A 20,491-nucleotide genomic window follows, 5' to 3' on the forward strand; every position below is an offset into this window, starting at 1 on the left:
TTGTAAGTGGTCAAGCAAGTGATGAAATTAATCGGAGGGAGGGACTGATTGCAGGTTTCTGCTGCTGATACATGCGGAACTCTCCAATCAGGTTACGATGCCAGAGTACCTATCACCAGGGGTGTATGTCGAGGAGTTTGATAGTGGCCCCGTTCCCATGGAGGGAGCGAGTACGAGCACGGCCGGCTTTATCGGGCTGGCCCAAAAAGGACCCGTTGCGGGATTGCCTGAGCTGATTACAGGTGTCAATGATTTCCGCAAGTTGTTCGGTTCCTATTTGTCTGAAAATGCATTTGGCGAATACCGCTATCTTGCCTATGCGGTGGATCACTTCTTTCTGAATGGTGGCTCTCGTTGCTATGTGATGCGGGTAGCGCCAGCAGATGCGAAGCCGGCTTCCAATGAGGGCAACAGCGAAGGGGCTGTCCTTCGGATTATGGCAAAAAACCCGGGGGCATGGGGAAATCAGATCCGCGTAAATTTGATTCCGTCGAGCAAGGCAAAAACGCAGATTTACGAGCAGCTAGGCGAAGCTGCTAAATACCGCGTGAAAAACAGTGCAGGCTTTCAAGCAGGTGATGTTGTTTCTTTCTACGACGGTGAAACGAAGCAGTACAGCGAAGTGGTTTCTTCGCAGGACAATGTGATCGAGTTGTCTACCGTGCTTACAGGAGACGTCATCGATAACAATCTGCTGCCGGTCAAGATTTTGTCCACATGCGAATTTACGGTGCAAGTCTTCTACAACGATGAGGCCGAAGAGTTCGACAAATGCTCGCTCAATGTCTCTGCTGCCAATCATGTCAGCAAGCTGCTGTCCAAGAGCAATATCGTCGAGGTCGAAGCAGGTGCTGCCCCAGCGAGCGCAGAAGTCATCCCTCCTTTTACCGTCATTTCAGGGATGGCGGAAGAAACGCAATCCGAGGGCGGAAAGACGGAATTCGGTCTGTATCAAATCTCATTGGCAGGGGGTAGCGACGGTTCTGTCGCCAATCTGTCAGCAGGCGAATACATGGGGGAGGACCACGGACCGGGAAAACGTACGGGAATCCAAGCCTTCATCGATAATGACGAAGTGAGCATTATGGCCATTCCGGGCGTGACAGACCCGAATGTGCAGCTTGCGCTTGTGGCTCATTGTGAAAACCTGAAAAGTTGCTTCGCCATCCTCGATATCCCACGCGACAAGAAAAAAGTAAGCGATGTGTTGACGCATCGCAATATTTTCGATACACAATACGCGGCCATCTACAATCCTTGGCTGCAAGTGTTCGATCCGTTGGACAAGCGCAACATCTACATTCCGCCATCAGGCTCCATGGCTGGTATATACGCGCGCTCGGACAACACCCGCGGCGTCCATAAAGCCCCGGCTAACGAGGTCGTACGTGGCTGCACAGGACTGGATTGCCAGTACAATACGGGCGAGCAGGATATTTTGAATCCGAAGGGAGTCAACCTGATTCGTGCGTTTACAGGTCAAGGAATTCGCGTCTGGGGCGCGCGTACAATGTCATCCAATGGGCTATGGAAGTACATAAACGTGCGCCGCCTGTTCATTTTCATAGAACAATCGATCAAAAACGGGACAAACTGGGTGGTATTTGAGCCAAATGATGAGAGGCTGTGGGCCCGCGTCCAACGCACGATTGATTCTTTCCTGACGCGCGTCTGGCGAGATGGCGCGTTGATGGGCTCAAGCCCTCAGGAAGCCTTTTACATCCAAATCGGCAGAAGCACGATGACGCAAGATGATATCGACAATGGCAGACTGATCTGCGTGATTGGTGTAGCTCCTGTCAAACCAGCAGAGTTCGTCATCTTCCGTATTACACAAAAAACATCTGATCAGCAATAATTCACGGAGAAAAACGGTGTGAGGAAAGGGGTACAGTATGGCAGATCGCAAGGATCCATACCGCAAGTTTCGGTATCGGGTAGAGATGGACGGCATTCAGCAGGCAGGCTTCAGTGAGGTATCGGGCTTTGATGCGTCTGTGGACGTAGTCGAGTATCGCGAAGGCAATGAGGTGATTACTCCACGCAAGCTCCCGGGCTTGGCGAAATACGGGAACATCACGCTGAAATGGGGCGTGACGGATTCGATGGATTTGTACAACTGGATGCAGGACACCATCCAGGGCAAGGTCGCACGCAAAACGGTAACGATCATTGCCATTAACGAAGCCGGAGATGATGTCGCTACATGGAAGGTCATCGAAGCATGGCCGACCAAATACACGGCCCCTGATTTTAACGGTACGTCCTCAGAGGTGGCAATTGAGCAGTTGGAAATTGCCCACGAAGGAATGACACGCACGAAATAATAGAAAATCCCGACGCCTAAGAGTGGCAAGGAAAAGGCTTTTCTTTGTCACTCTTGTTGGCCTCGGGTGATGAGGAGGATGACACCATGGCATTTAAAACGGAATACGAATTTGAGCTACCACGCGGCTATGTGGATGAAGAAGGAAACCTGCACAAGCGGGGTGTCATGCGCTTGGCGACGGCTGCTGACGAGATTTTGCCGATGCGTGATCCGCGTGTCCAGCAAAATCCCGGCTACCTGACGATTATTTTGCTGACGAGAGTGATTACCAAACTGGGAGATGTACGGGGAATAGATACAAGAGTGGTGGAACGACTGTTTACAGCGGATCTCGCGTACCTGCAAAACCTGTACAGACAGATCAATGAATTGGACAGTTCGATGTTCAAGACATCTTGCCCGAAATGCGAGCATGAATTTCAGGTAGATATGGCTTTTTCAGGGGCGCTGGAGGGAGTATGAGTGGGTATCCCGTCGACAAGATCTATGAAGAAGCCGCCTTCATCGCCTACTATTTTCACTGGCCTCACGACGAGATCATGTCGATGGAACACAAGGAACGACGGCGCTGGTGTGAAGAAATATCCGCCATCAATCGCAAGCAAAATGACGAACCGGAAAATGTTTTTGATGTGTTCAAGCGGAGGTGAGTCTGGTGTTCGGCAATGAGAATCCATATTACACCAACCTCCGATTTCGTGTGGACTTTCTTCCGTTTGGATTGGAGATGGATGGTATCTGGGTTGCTGGATTTAGTGAAGTGTCCGGATTGGCGGTTGAAACAGAGCTGGAGGAATACCAGGAGGGCGGCGTGAATCATTTCGTTCACAAGCTGCCGAAACGCAGCAAGTTTCCCAATCTGGTCTTCAAACGGGGGTTTGTGAGATCAAACGAGCTGTGGAGATGGTATGAGGACTTCCACTTTGGCCCGCCAGAAAAGCGCAAGCGCAAGCAAGGGGCAATCATTCTTATGGACCCAAACGGAAACGACGTGGGGGCTTGGGCATTTGAAGGGGCGTATCCGGTCAAGTGGGTTGGACCGGAGTTCCGGGCCACGCATGGAGAAGTGGCGGTCGAGACATTGGAAATCGTGCACCACGGCTTAAAATCGTATTTTTAAGCTGTATCCCGTCTGCAAGGAGCAAAAGAAACGATGATAACGATCAAGCAGCTCCCACCTTCGCGTCGCCCATCACTGCTGCCAAGAGCGTCCAACCAAAGCTTTGCACAGGGCATCATGCAAAAGTATCGGCACGGGGAAGGTCGCGATCCCGGCTACCTCGCTTTGATCCATCGTGATTTTTCGCCGAGTATCGGAGGGCAGGAAAACCACTTTCATCAGACCTTCATTCATGTGCGCATGCGTGCACAAGTGGACTCCTACCTCGGATTGAATCGCGAAAGGTTGCCGAACGGACAGGCTGGCTCACCAGGGGCAAAAGAGCGCGTGGTGATGACGCAAGCATCGGGATCAGGACGAAAAGTACGACCAGCTACTTTGATACATGAGCTTTTTCAGAAGTGGGCGTCATCCAAAATAATCGAGAAGGTTTACCTGCCACAGATCACGGTTATCTCAAATGGAAGAGATAGATATCGCAGGTCCAGCTATGTTCAATCTTCGGTTCAGCGAGGAAGCTCACTTGAAAAATGGCTCCCGCAGTGGCGGTTAAAAGAGCAGATACACCCAGCCGATTTTGCCGCGCCTCTTTTGAAAGCAATGGTTTCAGACAGCAAGGAAACGGTACGCGGAAGTTTTTGGACGCCTGAGACTCCCTATGTTTCACCGGAGTTTTTGGTACACACGGTGCGAATGGGTGATCCTGGTGGACGCAGGAGCTTGCAACATGAACTTGAACGGATACGGTTCGCGGCTAGAGTAGATGCAATTATGATTTCACGTGTCAGATCGACTCTTTCTGAAACTGGCCGATTCGAACAGTTTGGAGTTCGCCATTTTTGGCAGTTGATCCGCAGAGGGATGGATTCAACGATTGGGACGTGGTCTTTTCCAGTTTTGCTAAAAAGAGTAGAAGGACGGGCTGCGAGCTCTTTCTTGGACCGCTCGGTGTGGACGGAGAAAGCCGGAAATGACGGCAGAGATATCACAAGTCCAAGGACGATGAACGCGAATCCACGTCTACGTGTATTACAGCCGATTGTTTTCGCGAGAAGCCGTCAACATTTACAAGTAAAAAGCGAGTGGATGATAGAAACGCAGTCTGATGTTTCTTTAATCCCATTGGAACGGAAGATACTTCATAGCAATGAGCTTTCGAAGATGTTCTCGTCCTTAATGCCTCGCATACTTCATCGAGCGGATACTGGTCGGACCAAACAGCAGGCTGTAAGGGAACGCTTTAAACAGCTGTTCCATTTGGCTCAACAGTTTTCGAAGGCAGAAAGTGATCCTGTGCATTTTGCCGTACATGGTTCTGGACAGAGCTCGAAGCAGATAGACAGCTGGCGGGAACAACAGTCGAGTACTTTTTTACATTGGTTGCGTCAGCTTGTCCTAAGCCAAGAGCAACTGGCAACCATGTTGGTGTCTCGGGTTGAGCAGAAACCCCCTAGCATACCATTACATACGCTGCAACTGCTTCCATTTGAAACGATGGCAACAAAGAATCAAAGGAATCAGCGGACATACGAGTGGCTGCAACAGCGAATCTCACAGGAAGCTGGGTTGAATCAGATTGCTAGGGAGCAGTCCATTCGCTTGAGATCGAGCCATGGGCAATCTCATTTTGGTAACAAGAATGTGATTCCAGCTGTGTCTCGTGCTTCGTATCAGCAGCTTGACATGCTACAGCAAGAGTGGAGGACGGGTTCGCCGTTACACGTTTTACACTATATGCAAGGTCTACCGTTCCCATTGCGTATAACGCGTACCACAGATAGCTCCCGAACATTTCCGCTTCTCTCACAGTCAGTTGTCAGGAAATCGATCACTGCTTATTGGATTCAGAGCTACCAGTCCGCCAATGATCCTGTTTTCTTTGAAAAACGAGGATGGTTGAACCAACCGTGGGTCAAGCAATATCTTGAAACTCATAACGAAATCGAGCGTGAGCCAGCAGGTACAGCAAGTGCTGCACGATTTGTAGGGAATCGCTTCGTGCCTGTCTTCCGTGTGAATCGCCAACTCTGGCAGACACTACAGAATCGTATCGTAAGTTCTACCCATCACGAGACGAACGAGAAGTCTGTGATGGAGTGGGTGCATCTTCAACAGATGGCGGTAAAACAGCTGAGAGCAAGGGAGCTCCTTGCTACTAGAACTCAAGCGCCAAGGAACCTTTTGAATGAACCGGAGAATCGATCTCTGCATCCTGTGGCAGGTACGCCTAGTAGATGGTTGATACACCTGCTGAATGTTCTAACGAAAGAGAGTACATCGGTCAGTAATCATGTCCAGCCAGCTATTTATTTTCTGCAAAATCAGCACGTTTCTCAGATGTCAAACGAGATGGTACGTCAGCTACTGTCGTTTCAGAGTGAGAGGGGCAAGCAGACAAATGTTGCTTTCCCTTTCTCCAAGAATCAAGAAAAGCTCAGCCTATTGGGACGAAAAGCGACGATCTCGATGGTACACGAGCATGTGCATAGACCATTACGGCACACCGTCTTCCTAAAAAATGAACAGAGTACAAGTCAAGCATTCGTGCATTCACATCGTCATGATCGGGAAGCCATTTTCCTCAGGTTGAACCGCTTTGGTTTTGCAAAGCTTCGTGCCACAGATTGGATTGGACTTGGAGGAGCAGATCATCAGCAATTGCAAAGTACGTCTGCGAAGCCGTTTTCTACCAGCGAGGACGTCACTGACAGAAACTCATTGCGACAGCTAGCTGCTGGATGGAGTGTGGAACTAGGACTCACGATCCTCTTGCAAAAAAGCGCGAAGCTGGCAGCGATGAGCGAGTTTGCAAAGCTATCGTCAACAAGTGGGTTTGCAAAGGTAGGCTCAACAAGCACAAGTAGGAAAGCTTCCCCGAGCAGTGAAAAGCAATCGAATGATCAGTCAAGGTCTCGCAAGGGCGAAAGCAATCCATTACGAGAAAGCCGTCGCTCCCACTTCTTGCAGCAGACAGCCAACTTGCGGACCAACGCCGTTGCCCTACGTGCTCGCTCCTTTCTTCAAGTCATGGAGCAAATCAGAAAAGCTATCCAAACTGATTTCCGGACGGAAACATATGTCCAAAGCCATCACCCACTCTCGACTATTCTGAATCGTCACGATGCACAAATGGTTGTCCAGAAACAATGGGGACCATTCCATAGCCTTGTGCATGGTCAAATCGTGGGGATGCCCCGCAGTATCGTGCATGAGAGTGGAAACAGACGTGCAATCGAGCCACTCCAACGACAAGATCGAGTCAACAGATTGGAGCCATTTTCTCGCCACCATCCAATCAGCTCCGTTCCATTCGCGAGAGAAAAATCCATTGATTTAACCATGGACAGATTGCATTCTGGACAGTTCAGTCGCCGCAGCCGTTTTCAACAAAGCAACCAAGAGCAGATTCTGATGGTTAACCAGAAGATGCAGACGATCAAACAGCTAACTAGTGATTGGGCACAGGAGGCCGAGATTCGAGACGCTCGTCTCACTCCTCTGCAAAAAACAGGGCTATTCACGGAAAAAGTAGAACAGGCGGAAAAAAACACATCCCTAACACTTGTTCCAAAGCCAATGGTTGCAATGACGATGCTGCCTCCACTCCTGCAACGAATCCAACAAGCTCAAAGAGCGTCAGAAGAATCGGGGCTGCTTTCCCTGTCCGAAAACGCAACCCATATTCATCGACGAGGATTACGCACAGCGGACAGCCACACAAGCCCTGTGGCTACCGTTCAGTCGCCGCCGTCCATGGAGTACTTGCGAAAAAGCATTCAGCCTCAAGAAACCGCTGTGCAGCAGACGACAACACTTCCACCCCAGCGACAGGTCGACTTACACGTGCAAGAGGGGGCTGGCAATCAGAGGTCGCTGCCCCCACAAGAGGTGGATCGATTGATGGATAAAATGATGAAGGAGCTGGACAAGCGCCTCACTCAGGAGCGGCAGCGACGAGGTTTATAAGCAGGATTTGCCGCATGCTCAGACGACTATTTCTTCGGTAAAGAGAGGCAAAAGCCAATGATGGGTCAGGAGAAAAAGGCCAAAATTTTAGTGGATCGCAATGGGCAAGGTGACTTCAAGGAGAGTATTTCTGTTCTCTTTAACCCTTCGGAATACAAGGTAGATGCTTCCAATAACTACTCTTGGCAAAAGATATTGGGGCAATCTGTACCAGTCGGAATGTTTACGAGCGGTGATATCGAGACATTATCGGTCGACTTGTTTTTTGATACATACGAGGCAGGAGTGGATGTGCGTGCATTCACCAATCAGGTGCTGGGACTGATGGCCGTAGAAAAGAAAATCAGTACACCACCCCTATGCAAATTCGTCTGGGACAGCTTTCAATTCACTGGTGTTGTCGAGAAGGTTTCGCAGCGATTCACGATGTTTCTCGATCAAGGCACACCGGTGCGAGCCACGCTAGGCGTCACATTTAAAGGCACGAGCGTGAAAAAGTCCGCGGACGATATCGGGGCCGCAAGAGAAAAGGTCGCACAACAGACAGTCAACCAAGGAGATCAGCTGTACTTGATGGCGTATCGCTCGTACAATGATGCGTCGAAATGGCGAAACATTGCGAACGCCAATCGGATCGACAATCCCAGACTTCTAAAACCGGCTACTACCCTGCATGTGCCACTTGTGAGGTGACGAGGGCATGAGCGAATTGAAATTGACGACAGACCGCCATTCCTTCGATGACCTGCGCCAAACGTACAACAACTTTCATTCCCCAGCCCTGGAAATACTCGTTGGAGGGAAAAAGCTGATCAGCCAGGTAGGTGTCGCCATTACCAAAGCAACGATCAACTCTAGCTTGGAAGGCAAAGCAGATACGTTTTCGTTTTCAGTAACCAATGCTTTTGATACGGCAGCGTGGGAGTTCCGCTGGGTAGATGACTATTTGGTTCCTGGCAACGAAATTGAAATTCAGATGGGCTATGGAACCGAGCTATCCAGTCTCTTTTACGGACACATTACAGCCGTTTCGTTTGCATGCGAGGAGACGCCTACCATAACGGTAAAAGGGATGGACAAATCGTTCCTGCTTATGGTCGATAACAAGTCTACCTCCTGGAATAAAAAGAAATACAGTGATGTCGTGAAAGAGCTGGGACAAAAATACGGCTTGTCAACGCATGTGGATGATACGGTTCAGACAATCGAGACCATTACCAAGACAGTGGCCGAGACTGACTTTCAGTTTATCAATCGTCTTGCGAAAATTTGTAACTACGACTTTTTTATCGTCGGGAAGAACTTGTATTTCCGTAAGCCACTGAGCAACACGACGCCGGTCCTTACCTTGATCTGGGGAGTTTCCTTGCGCAGCTTTTCCGTCGATGTGAACATTGCTTCTCAAGCCTCCTCCTATACGGTGCGATGGGTAGACAAGGACAAAACAACGGTGCTCCAGGAAGCGAAAGCAACGAGCGCAGATATCGGGAAGCTCGGGACCAATTCGAAGACAAGCGCTGATCTGCTACGAGCAATCGGTGATTATTTTGATAAATACGAGTTTACGAAAAAGCTGGACTCACCTGAGGAGATAAAGGCGGTCGCGAAGGCACGCCTGAATCAGCTCGCCATGAACCTTCTCGACGGCAACTGCGAGGCCATCGGTTTGCCAGAAATTCGTGCTGGCCGCTATATCACACTAGAGGGCATGGGGAAAAAGCTGAGTCAGCCTTATTACATCACATCTGTTACACACACCATCGATGTGGCATCAGGCTATGTCACGACGTTTCAAGTGAAGGGAAATACGATATGAGCTTTGATCATTGGTTCTACCAGGATGAAATAACAGAAGAAGAACGGGCAAAAATCCATGGTGTCATTGTCGGGATTGTGACGAACAACGAAGACCCGGAAAAGCTCTCGCGTGTGAAGCTGAAGCTGCCTTTGGTTGATAACGAGCGGGAGACAGATTGGGTGCGAATTGCCACGCTTTTTGCAGGAAAAGATCGCGGCAGCCTGTTTATTCCGGAGGTAGGCGACGAGGTGTTGGTCGCTTTTCACTGGGGAGATGTACGCGAACCATTTGTGATTGGGATGTTATGGAATAAGGAAAACAAAGGTCCGGAAATGGCGGAGAAAAACAACATCCGAAAAATCACGACCCGTGCAGGCCATGAAGTGATTTTCGGCGATGATCCGAATGACGGGAAGATCACGATTGCCACGAAAAAAGGACAACAGGTGGAACTGTCGGACAAGGATGAGAGTATTGTGCTTACGGAGAGCAGTGGAAACAACCAAGTCGCTATTAAAGGCGGTAGCACCAATGAAGTTACGGTGAAGAGCGGCTCAAGTACGATTACGTTGAATGCAAAAGGGCAAGTGACCATTCAGTCAGACACATCGCTGACAATCAAGTCCACCCAGTTGAATCTGGAGGCGCAGGGAGCCATGTCGATTAAAGCAGGAGCGTCTCTGAACATCAAATCTGACGGCATCGTTGCCATCAACGGCTCGGTGATCAAATTGAATTAATTCATGGGGGGATTCCATGCAGCAGCCATTCGGTGAAAAAGGATGGAAGTTTCCTATTCAGGTGGATCAGGCTACAGGCCGTATTCGCTTGTCCGACTACGAGGATGACATCGCTGAAGCGATCCGCATCATTCTTTCCACAGCAAAGGGTGAGCGTGTGATGCGACCGAAATTCGGGAGCGGATTGCAAGGTTTTATGTTTGATGGCACGGATGGAACGAGCCTAGCTTTGCTCCAATCAGACATCGCAGAAGCGATCATGATCTGGGAACCGCGTGTGCGGGATGTCCAAGTGGAGGCCAAGGTCGACAAGACTCATTCCGAAACGGTGAACGTTACGATCAGCTATACCGTACGTGCGACAAACAAAGGCTATCAGCTGTTGTATCCTGTCCATCGTCTCGATCCACGTGGATAGCACAAGAGTCACAATCGTATGAAGAATTCAGGAAGGGAGGTGGGTAATGTGAAGCCACCTTTGGTCGATCCGCGGGACATGCAGGCAGTCATCCGGAAAATGCGTGAAATGGTGCCATTCTACACACCGGAGTGGCGCTTCACTCCAGAAGATCCTGATGCGGGTACGGCATTATTTCTCCTTTTCGCAGACATGCTGATGAATAATCGTGATCGCTTGAATCAAGTGCCGGAGCGAAATTTTATCGCTTTTCTCAACATGCTTGGTGTCGGGATGGCTCAGGCAAGACCGGCAGAAACCTTTTTGGCATTTGAATTGAGTACGGGCGTGCAAAAGCCAGTGTGGATTCCGGCGGGTACAAAGGTTTCGGGGAAGTCTGCCCTTGGCGATGAAGTGGTTTTTGAAACCGATCAGCCTATGCTGGCTACCCCCTCTCTCCCGACAGATTTGTTGTTTGCCAATGGCAGTCGAGACTTTTTAACAGATGTAACGTGTTGGCTTGGAACAAATACACCGCTCCCGCTATTGGACTGCCAGACTTTGCCTAATCACCAGGAGCATTGCTGGTATTTGGGGCACGAGGACTTGTTTTGTTTAGGGGAGAGTGCTTCGATCCAGCTCACGATGGTGTCCAATCAGGAACGCTATCTGGAATCCTTGCTGACCGAGAAGCTGGCGAATCCAGAGCTGGTCGAGTGGACGTATCAGTCAGAGGGCGAATGGGTTTTGTTCGACAAGATCGAAGCTGATCTAAATCGGCTGCGCTTGGAAAAAAAGCAGCGGAAAAAATGGGAGCCTAGTCAAGTGCAAGGAATCGAAAACCGTTGGCTCCGCTGTAGAGTGAAGCCAGGCATGATTCATGAGTGGATGAAAAATGGCGGGAGCACCTCTCTGACCCAAATCCAGATGAAGACGGATTATTTGCCGACAGATGATCCGAAGGGCCTTGCACCCGACATGCTTTTCTCCAATGATGTACAGGTTTCTGGGAGTGGTTACCTTGCGTTTGGCGAGCAGCTTGCACCTTATGGCATGTTTTTTTTGTCCTGTGAAGAGGCGTTGACGAAGCCTGGAAGTACGGTTGCCCTTCGTTTTCGAATGAAGACAGTGCCCTATCCCGCTACGCATCTTTCACAACCGGAACCGAAATGGAAATGGATCATGAAGGAGTCTTCCTTTGACCCTCCTGCGACGACACCCGTCACGGTCAGCAAGGTGGTATGGGAATACTGGAATGGCAGTGGATGGATGGTGCTTCTGTCAGGAGAGGATCGGGAGAAGCTGTTTGCCGGCACCGATTCGGATGAGGAGATTGTGGTTGCCTTTACGTGTCCAGATGACTTGCAGCCGACAACCGTGCAATCCCAGTATGGTTATTGGATTCGTGTGAGAATTCTTCAGGTGGAAGGCTTATACGGCCCAAATCCTGTATACATGGCCCCGTGGCTGGAAGATATGCGTCTGAGCTACTCGTACCGAGAGTCGCTGCATGAGCCGGAAGCGATTCTCATACAGAACGACTTGGATTGGCAGCAACCTGTCGGTACAGGCAATTATCAGGGGAGCTTCCAGCCGTTTTTGCCGCCCGAATGCCTGCACCCCGCCGTCTACTTTGGATTTGAGCAGCCGCCATTACAAGGACCGCTTTCTTTCTACTTTTCTTTTCTCCCAATGGAAGAATCCCCAGGGGCTGCTCCGGTAGTGCAATGGGAGTACAAGCGGGGAGAAGCAGGAGCAACGACTTGGGCCAAGCTGCAGACGATTGATCAGACCACTGGTTTTACGGAAAGTGGTACCGTGCGTTTCGCTGGTCCTTTTGATATGGAAAAAAGCAAAATGTTTGAACGGGAGCGTTATTGGATTCGCGCCGTCAACGTAGACAATCGTCTTGGAGGAGGCACTTCGGATGCACGACATCCCGTGCTAAGCGGCTTTTATCCGAATACGATACGAGCCATTCAACAGGAGACGATTCGCAATGAAATGGCAGAGCGAATAACAGAGGGGCCACAAGCCGAGTACAGATTGATCCGACATCCCGTCATGGGCGAAGAGGTATGGGTAGATGAAACAGGCTTCTTTTTGCCGAGTGAACGAAAGAGCTGGCTGGAACATCCAGAAAATCGGGTGGAGCTTCTCTATGATTCTGAAGGGAACGAACAAAAATGCTGGGTTCTGTGGAAGCGAGTAGAGCATCTGCACGATTCTGGCCCGGATGATCGCCATTACTGCTTGGAGAGTGCTAGCGGAAAAATTTTGTTTGGCGATGGCCGACACGGTAGGGAGCTTCCACAAACCGGACTCGGTTCCGTAAGGGTGACGTATAAGGTTGGTGGGGGAGCGGCAGGGAATCTTTCAGCAGGACAGTTGAATCAACTGGAACAATCGATTCCGTTTGTCCAAGCTGTCAGCAATCCGGTGCCTGCGATTGGGGGAAGTAATCGGGAATTGCTGACGGAAGCCTTGCAGCGCGGTCCTCAGACAATCAAGCATCGTTATCGAGCGGTGACGGCTGAAGATTTCGAATGGCTCGTCCGCGAAGCGCATCCGGGGATAGTCAAAGTGAAGTGTTTGCCGAATCGGAACAACCGACTGCAAAAAGAAGCAGGGCATGTCACTGTGATCGTATTGCCCGCAGTGGGAAGCTTCGGGACACCATTTTTGGAGCTCCGGCGTTCTGTCACGAACTACTTGCTTACACATGCGGCAGCGACAATAGCCTCTCCCGAACGGATTCATGTCAGGGAGCCTGTCTACTTGGAAATTGCGGTGACGGCAGAGCTGGCAGTGGGGGCTTTGGAGGAAATCGTTGAAGTGGAGCTGGAGACACTCGGCAAGCTCGCGAGATTCCTTGACCCGATTTCGGGAAATCTGCATGGTGGGGGCTGGGAAATAGGCCAGCGTGTACACCCTTCGCTCTTGTTTGCCTTGTTGAAATCCGTAAAGGGCGTCCGCTTTGTGGATCATTTGACCTTGGCTGTATTTCGAACAGAAAATGGGCACCGAAAAGAAATACTCGCTTCTGAATACGAAACGATTGTACATGGGATCGTCACAGAGGGAGCACATCGAATCAGCGTCCGCGTTCACGAAGGCTAGGCTTTCTTCCCACCCAAACATTGAAAAAGGAAGTGTGCACTATGCTTCCATCCAAGAATCTGGATGATCGCCACTTTGAAGAGATCGTCGAACAAGCAAAAAACGCGATCCCCAAGCTGCAGCCAGAGTGGGGGGATCACCGTCATCACGATCCCGGCATTACGCTTTTGGAGATGTTCGCGTGGTTGATGGAAATGCAGCAATATTATCTCAACCGGATAACCGAAAAGAACGAACGCAAATTTTTGCAGCTCATGGGTGTACACCCAAAGGACCAGTCATGTGCAATGACAGATGTAACGTTTTTCGACGTGTCAGAAGAAGCGATCCTTCCGGAGAAGACGAGATTGTTCGCGGGGAATCTTCCTTTCGAGACGGAACATTCGCTTGTTCTGGTACCGGCCAGCCTGGAGCGAGTGCTGGTTCATACAGAAAGCGGGACGGCGGATGTGAGTTCATCGAATGCGCATAACGGTGTTTCCTACTACGCATTTGGCCAGGAACCGAAGACAGGAAACAAGATTTACTTGGGCTTTGATCGACCGCTGCCAGTGGGGAAAGCAGTCTCCATCGGATTGCGCCTGTTTGAGGACTATCCTGTCCCAATTGCCCCGCTTACGCCCACATCGCTTTTCGTTCCATCGGCCAGCCTCGAGTGGGAGTACTACGGACAGAACGAACGAACGCAGGAAATGGGGTGGAGTCCGTTGCCACCAATCTCGGATGAAACGATGAATCTCTCCTTCTCCGGACGAGTCCTGATCGAGCTGGAAGGAACAATGAAGCCGCTCATGCTTTACCCTGCCAATGATCGGCCGCGTTTTTGGCTCTGTGCGACATTGCGAGCAGGTCGATTCGAATTGGCTCCTCGCATGGAAAAAATCGAGCTGAACACCGTGAGTGTCATCCAACGAGAAACCTTCAGTCAAGTATGGGAGTTCGATGGAACGGGGCAAGCGGATCAGACGATCGTCCTTTCCAGTTCGCTATCGTACGACGGCACTGTGGAGGTTCAATACAAAAAGGGGCAATATTGGCAAAGTGGATGGGATCAAGATGAACCAGACCAAGCCGATACAGGCGTATTTTCGTTTCGTGTTTCGCGTGACCCAGAACAGGGCACAACGATGATTCGATTTGGAAGTGCAACGCCAGAAGGTCGCAAAAATATTCGGGTCATCGCCTATCGGAGTGACTTTGCAGGGCAGCGGTTCATTGGAGAAAGCAATGGATTGCCACATCAAGTGTTTCGGCTGAATGTCCAATCGATCTTGCCGGAAACGTTTGTCATTCAGGTAGCGCGTCAGGATGAAGGCAGTCCGTTGCCCGTCTGGGAAGACTGGTCGCTGGTCACTGATTTTGACCGATCAGGACCACAGGACCGCCATTTTATGCTGATTGATGCAGACGGGGCAGAAATTGCGTTTGGCAACAATGAGCACGGAGCCATTCCCGAAAGACTGGAAGGCATGGCGGGTATTCGGATCATATCGTGTCAGACAGGTCAAGGTGCGAGGGGGAATGTGCAAGGAGGTCAAATTACCCGATTCCTGCCGCTCGCCCGGCAGCGAACCATTGCGCAGGTGACGAATCCCCGTCCAGCCTGTGGGGGAAGCGAACGGGAAACGATTGATGAAGCCAAGCGCAGGATGAGGACGGAATGGAAAAAACCGCAGCGGGCCGTTACAGCAGAAGATTATGAGGCCATCGCGCTATCGACTCCCGGATTGCGAGTGGCCCGGGCGAAGGCAATCCCCCTGTACAAAGTAGGGGAAATGGGAGCTTCCGAGCAAAATGCAGCCGCTCAAATGACCGTCGTCATCGTCCCATTCAGCGATCAGCCGACACCACTGCCAAGTGAAGGCTTCCTGTGTACTGTTCGCCATCACTTGGAACAGCGAAGGCTCCTGACGACAGAAGTCCATGTAGCAGCTCCTGCCTATATCAAGGTGACCGTTTTTGCGACAATCATGGTGGAGCCTGCATTTGCAGACAAAAAGCAAGTGGTGCTACAAGCATTGCAGCGATATTTGACACCATTGGATCTGCACAATCCTTCGACTCACCAAGGAAAAGGATGGGAGTTTGGCCGACCTGTTTATAAAAGTGATCTCTACGAGGTGTTAAACCAGATCGAGGGTGTGCTGTACGTGACGGATTTGTGGGTTTCCGCAGAGGGCACAGGCATCGTCAGGGACGAAGGGGGCGATATTCAGATTCCGCGCCATGCGCTGGTGTACTCAGGAGAGCATGTTCTGGAGCTCGTTTTGGATAGAGAAAGATAGACGTGAACAAACGGAGGAGTGGGCGTGGATACAATGAATCGTTTCTTTTCCCTGAACAATCCGTCCGATTGGCAGCGGGGGGCCTGGTATAACCTTCACGTCTCCAACGAGGGGATCGCGCTAAATAAATCGCCCGAATATGTGATCGATCATGTGCATCAGGCTGGGACGACACATCACTCTCGACTCTTGGATTTTGCCATGGCACGCGTTGGTTCGTTGCTTTGGCTGGATGAAAGCGGGCAGATCACGCATTACGATGACAGCAACAACTTCAAGGAGACGGTGTTTCGGGCTGGACGCGGGTTGTTTTCCAGAGATTCGTTTCTCGTCGCTGACGATGAATACGTGTACATCATCGACCCCGAGGCGAGGCGAAAAGTCGGAGCGTATTCCATAGCCAATGGCCAGTGCGTTTGGAGCTGGGAAGAGGGGGAGGAACCGCGGCTTTTTCCTTTGGATGCAGGGCTGGATGGAGAAGGACGTCTTTACATCGCGACACCTGTGGTGGTAGATGGAGACAATGTACGGAAGGAAATCGCAGCGGGAACACAAGTCATCGTCCTTCGGCTGAATCGGGCAGGCAAAGTGGACGCTACATACGTGCATGAGGAATTGAAAGTAACAGAGACATCTGCACTCCGTGAGATCAGGCGAAGAAGGTTGTTTCGTCTGTCCGTTGCCGAAACGGGCATGGCCTATCTATTTTTGGCACAGACGAATCAAGTGTTTCGGTTCTCTTCGGAAGGCGCCGATGTGTGCACTCTGGCGATTCCGTCAGGCACCAAGCCCGCGGGATTTGCAGTGGGTCCAGGTCCCATCCTCTATGTGGGTGATAGTCGTTCCATCGATTCGGCCCATGATCATACCCGATTCATTTTGCGTTTTCAACCTACGGGAGAAGCACTTGCGCCATTGACCAATTACCACGGTCGAGCAGACAAGCTTGTTTTTGATCACCAGCAACGATTGTACGTTTGGGATGCGCAGAAAAATGTTCTGACTATGATGAGGCTCGTCTCGCGGACGTCCAACCTGGATGCGACGGGAATACCGATGGGCATCTACTTCTCTCGTGCATTGGATAGCACGGAATTTGAAACGGTGTGGCATAAATTCACGCTGGAAGCAGACATACCGGAAGAAACGCAGTTACTCATCTCGACGTTTTCTTCTGATCGAAAAGAGCAGGTGATTGATGGAGCCGTACGCAATCTGGATGATTTTTTGCTGGAACCCGGCATGGACTGGAAAACCAAGCTGCAACGGACGGCTACTCTATGGTCAGAGCCGGTAATCAATGCTTCAGATGCACTGTTTCATTCCGCACAAGGCCGCTATTTATGGCTCAAAATCGAATGGCTCGGTACTGACCGCCACTCGCCGCTCCTCAGGCAAATGCGGATTTACTCGCCGCGCGACACATTTTTGCGTTATCTGCCAGCGACTTATCAAAGTGAACCTGCCAGTGCTGATTTCTTGGAGCGCTTCCTCTCCCTTTTCGGGACGTTTTACTTGGAGCTGGAGGAACAGATTGATACCATCTCACGTTTGTTCGATCCTGATACGACACCTGGAGAGTTCGTCCCTTGGCTCGCTTCCTGGTTAGGGATGGGCAGGGAAGAGCATTGGACAGAGGCACAGCGCCGAGAGCTGATTCGTCGCGCACCGGAGCTGTACGCAGAGCAGGGTACTCGTGCGGGATTGGAAAAGATGGTACAGCTGTATACCGGGGAGCGCCCGATGATCGTTGAGTATTTTCAAATCAGGGACATGAAGGCGATTCCGGAGCTGCACGAGCTAATCTCTTCCTTGTACATGGATCATCCGTATCAATTTTGCCTGATCGTTTCGCAGGAATGCGCGAAAACAGAGCGAGAGCAGTCGGTTCTGCAAAAGATTTTGGAAGATCAAAAGCCTGCTTTTACAGAGGCGAAGCTCATCGTCCTGCGACCGGGCATCTACGCCGACCTCCATAGCTACGTAGGAATTAATTCTTATTTGACGGAGCCGTCGTTCCTTACGCTTGATCAAAATTTATCCATGCCGTACAACACGGTGCTAAGCGGAAAGGACCGCAGCAGACGAATCGATTATGACACGAGGATTGGCCTGGATGCAGAGCTGGAGTAAGAAGCCGAGATTTTTACGCAAAGTGGGGTGTTCGAGATGAAGAATCTGCGTTATTTTCCACATGAACGGAATGTGTATTTCAAAGGGAAGCTGTTGACCGTCAGAGATTTCGAAACAGAACAGCGCTATTTCAATGACAAGCGTCGACTCACCAATCGGTTGCTTCACGGGGGTGGAGTGGTATGCGGTTTGCAGGTGATCGCTGTGGACGAAAAGCAGATTTCGGTCGAAGCTGGAGTCGCTCTCGATTATCTCGGGAGGGAAATCGTGCTCCCTGAGCCTGTGAAGCTGAAGCTGTCCATGATGGAAGGCTTTAGCAACAACGATTACGCGAAAAATGTGTACGTCTGCTTGGCCTATGATGAAAAAGGCAAAGAACAGGTCTTCTCCGTCTCCGAAACCGTCGAGCAGGAAATGGCTGAATACAACCGGGTGGCAGAAGGATACCGGCTTTTTATTAAAGAGGAAGCACCACATCCCGCTTCCATCGAAGGGGTGCAACTGGTAGAGCAAAGAATGCTCCTCTATGCAGATCAACAGGTGCGCATTTGGCAGGCAACTCCGCGATACGTCAATCCGGGTGAAGTATTTACCTTGCAGTTGCACATCGAGAAGACGGTACAAACCTCACGCGTGCAATTCCACTACAAGCTGAATGCGCTAGGGCTGACAGTCTTGGAAAGCAGCGACGGTAGCGTATCCTTCTTAGAGCCTGTTGACGCGAAAGAGACGGATTACGTCATCTCCATTCCGATCAAGGCTGGCTGGGATCGCGGTACGGTGGAGCTGACAGTGCTGGGTGGCAAGGCAGAGGTTCGACTCGGCGATCGCTTGGTGCATACCGATCTCGTCTCTGTAGGGAAAATTGAAATCACGCCAGACGATCTGGTAGAGCGGCTTGTGTCCGATTACTACAATCGCAAGCTGGATCAGGTGACACAGGCAAACGAACAGCCTTTTCTTTATTTGGCAAAAGTATGCTTGCTGCAAATGAATGCGACCTATGTCATTGAGAAGGTCGTTCCTGTTCCGTTTGGGGAGTACGTGTATACGCCAGCGCTTTTGCAAAAGCTTGCGTTGCGTGTACAGAAGGGAAAGCCAGTCGAGCAAGGGTCCCCTGGGGATTCCTTCCGGGTGACCACGCGTGTGAAAGAAATCGCGGCAGGCGATAAGCCGCAGTTCGATGTGAGCTACGATCATCTGGCGTCTGTCTACCAGTTTGAGCTTGGACTGCCCCGACCAGGAAAGACAAATGAACAAGTAGCAACGGGCGTGGTAGAAATACCGATTGAGCCATACTCCTCCAACTGGCCGTTTGGAGTCAAGATTGGCAATCGTTATTTTTCTGAGGAGCTCAAGCATTCTCTCGGAAAAGGTAACGTGTATGTCAGTGCAGGAATCGAGGATTTTCATGCAGATGTGATCGATGAGTTGCTTTCCCAACATGAGCAAGTGATGTACGGGCATAGCAGTGTTTTTGATGATTCGGAGTATGCGACAGATGCAGCGCATTTTGCCGTGGGGGTCATCGTCTATCCGCAGAAAGGAACGTTTCGGATCGGCGTCCAGGTGAAGGGACCTGTTCAGACAGATCGGGCAAGGATCAGATGGTGGGCGATCAAACCGCTGGCAGCTGGGACAGAGGATGAGGTGTATCAAGATTCGCAAGAGTAGCAAGGTTTGCTTCATTCTGTATTTATGCTACACTTTCTTAATGTAAGTACATATCAGCGTAAGACGGGAGGAGATCCAATGGCAACACATATCACAGATCATTCCGTTTTGAACAACGGGGTGAAGATGCCCTGGCTGGGTCTGGGTGTCTGGAAGGCAAAAGACGGAAACGAAACGTTGGCCGTCCGATCCGCGATTGAGGCGGGGTATCGCAGTATAGACACGGCAGCTATCTACGGCAACGAAGCAGGCGTAGGCGAAGGAATCCGTCAAGCCGGGATTGATCGCGATCAATTGTTCATCACGACCAAGGTATGGAATGCGGATCAAGGCTACGAGTCAACGCTGAAGGCTTTTGATGAAAGTATGAAAAAATTGGGTACCGATACGCTGGATTTGTACCTGATTCACTGGCCCGTAAAAGACAAGTATGTCGATACATGGAGGGCCTTAGAAAAGCTGTACCGCGATGGATATGTACGTGCGATTGGCGTCAGTAATTTTCATAGCCACCACCTCGAGGATTTGCGTCAACATAGCGAGATCATTCCGGTTGTCAACCAAGTCGAGTATCATCCATTGCTTACCCAAAAAGAATTGCATGCGTATTGCAAAGAGCATCACATTCAACTAGAGGCATGGAGCCCGTTGATGCAAGGAAATCTCGACCATCCTCTCTTGGTGGAATTGGGACAAAAATATGGCAAGTCTCCTGCACAAATTGTGCTTCGCTGGGATTTGGAAAACCAAGTGGTAACGATTCCGAAGTCGATCACACCTGAGCGGATTCGCCAGAACGCAGATGTTTTTGACTTCTCCCTCAGTGCAGAGGATGTAGAAAAAATCACTGCCCTAAATGAAAATAAGCGTTTTGGGCCAGACCCGGATCATTTTGATTTTTAAAAGGACAATCACACACATAAAAAGGG

15 protein-coding genes are annotated in these 20,491 nt (G+C 50.5%); all 15 read left to right on the plus strand.

The genetic code is table 11. The annotated features are described in order from the left end of the window. Window positions 1-97 precede the first annotated feature (97 nt). Complete coding sequence (locus tag KB186_RS14015) at window positions 98-1,858, plus strand: phage tail sheath subtilisin-like domain-containing protein (protein ID WP_232773825.1); 1,761 nt, start codon at window positions 98-100, stop codon at window positions 1,856-1,858. A gap of 37 nt (window positions 1,859-1,895) precedes the next feature. Continuing rightward, entirely contained in the window at window positions 1,896-2,327 is a 432-nt protein-coding gene (locus KB186_RS14020; RefSeq protein ID WP_007721341.1) for a phage tail protein, read from the plus strand. 86 nt (window positions 2,328-2,413) lie between these two features. Beyond that, entirely contained in the window at window positions 2,414-2,791 is a 378-nt protein-coding gene (locus KB186_RS14025) for a hypothetical protein (protein ID WP_007721338.1), read from the plus strand. Next, window positions 2,788-2,979: a DUF6760 family protein gene (locus tag KB186_RS14030; RefSeq protein WP_007721336.1), complete on the plus strand. Its 192-nt coding sequence runs from the start codon at window positions 2,788-2,790 to the stop codon at window positions 2,977-2,979. The genes KB186_RS14025 and KB186_RS14030 overlap by 4 nt, the downstream gene beginning before the upstream one ends. Before the next feature lie 5 nt (window positions 2,980-2,984). After that, the gene (locus KB186_RS14035; protein ID WP_221868141.1) at window positions 2,985-3,449 is read left to right on the plus strand and encodes a phage tail protein; all 465 of its coding nucleotides are present in this window, start codon (window positions 2,985-2,987) and stop codon (window positions 3,447-3,449) included. Between the two features lie 33 nt (window positions 3,450-3,482). Next, window positions 3,483-7,415, plus strand: a complete 3,933-nt coding sequence (locus tag KB186_RS28535) for a hypothetical protein (protein WP_232773826.1) — start codon at window positions 3,483-3,485, stop codon at window positions 7,413-7,415. 57 nt (window positions 7,416-7,472) lie between these two features. Then, the gene (locus tag KB186_RS14045) at window positions 7,473-8,108 is read left to right on the plus strand and encodes a CIS tube protein (RefSeq protein ID WP_173610967.1); all 636 of its coding nucleotides are present in this window, start codon (window positions 7,473-7,475) and stop codon (window positions 8,106-8,108) included. A 7-nt stretch (window positions 8,109-8,115) separates the two neighbouring features. Further along, on the plus strand, window positions 8,116-9,231 hold the full coding sequence (locus tag KB186_RS14050) for a phage late control D family protein (RefSeq protein WP_232773827.1): 1,116 nt from the start codon (window positions 8,116-8,118) through the stop codon (window positions 9,229-9,231). Next, window positions 9,228-9,953, plus strand: a complete 726-nt coding sequence (locus tag KB186_RS14055) for a phage baseplate assembly protein V (RefSeq protein WP_232773828.1) — start codon at window positions 9,228-9,230, stop codon at window positions 9,951-9,953. Before KB186_RS14050 ends, KB186_RS14055 begins: the two co-directional genes overlap by 4 nt. 16 nt (window positions 9,954-9,969) lie before the next feature. Further along, window positions 9,970-10,371: a GPW/gp25 family protein gene (locus KB186_RS14060; protein WP_173610970.1), complete on the plus strand. Its 402-nt coding sequence runs from the start codon at window positions 9,970-9,972 to the stop codon at window positions 10,369-10,371. Between the two features lie 48 nt (window positions 10,372-10,419). After that, entirely contained in the window at window positions 10,420-13,470 is a 3,051-nt protein-coding gene (locus KB186_RS14065; RefSeq protein ID WP_232773829.1) for a putative baseplate assembly protein, read from the plus strand. A 41-nt stretch (window positions 13,471-13,511) separates the two neighbouring features. Continuing rightward, entirely contained in the window at window positions 13,512-15,755 is a 2,244-nt protein-coding gene (locus KB186_RS14070; RefSeq protein WP_221868146.1) for a putative baseplate assembly protein, read from the plus strand. A gap of 33 nt (window positions 15,756-15,788) precedes the next feature. After that, window positions 15,789-17,888 (plus strand): phage tail protein, encoded by a 2,100-nt coding sequence (locus tag KB186_RS14075; RefSeq protein ID WP_217367229.1) that lies wholly within the window; start codon window positions 15,789-15,791, stop codon window positions 17,886-17,888. 36 nt (window positions 17,889-17,924) lie between these two features. Continuing rightward, entirely contained in the window at window positions 17,925-19,562 is a 1,638-nt protein-coding gene (locus KB186_RS14080; protein WP_232773830.1) for a hypothetical protein, read from the plus strand. 78 nt (window positions 19,563-19,640) lie between these two features. Beyond that, entirely contained in the window at window positions 19,641-20,465 is an 825-nt protein-coding gene (locus KB186_RS14085; RefSeq protein ID WP_232773831.1) for an aldo/keto reductase, read from the plus strand. Window positions 20,466-20,491: the final 26 nt, after the last annotated feature.

Origin of the sequence: Brevibacillus sp. AF8, assembly GCF_021270385.1 — a bacterium.
GTDB lineage: Bacteria > Bacillota > Bacilli > Brevibacillales > Brevibacillaceae > Brevibacillus.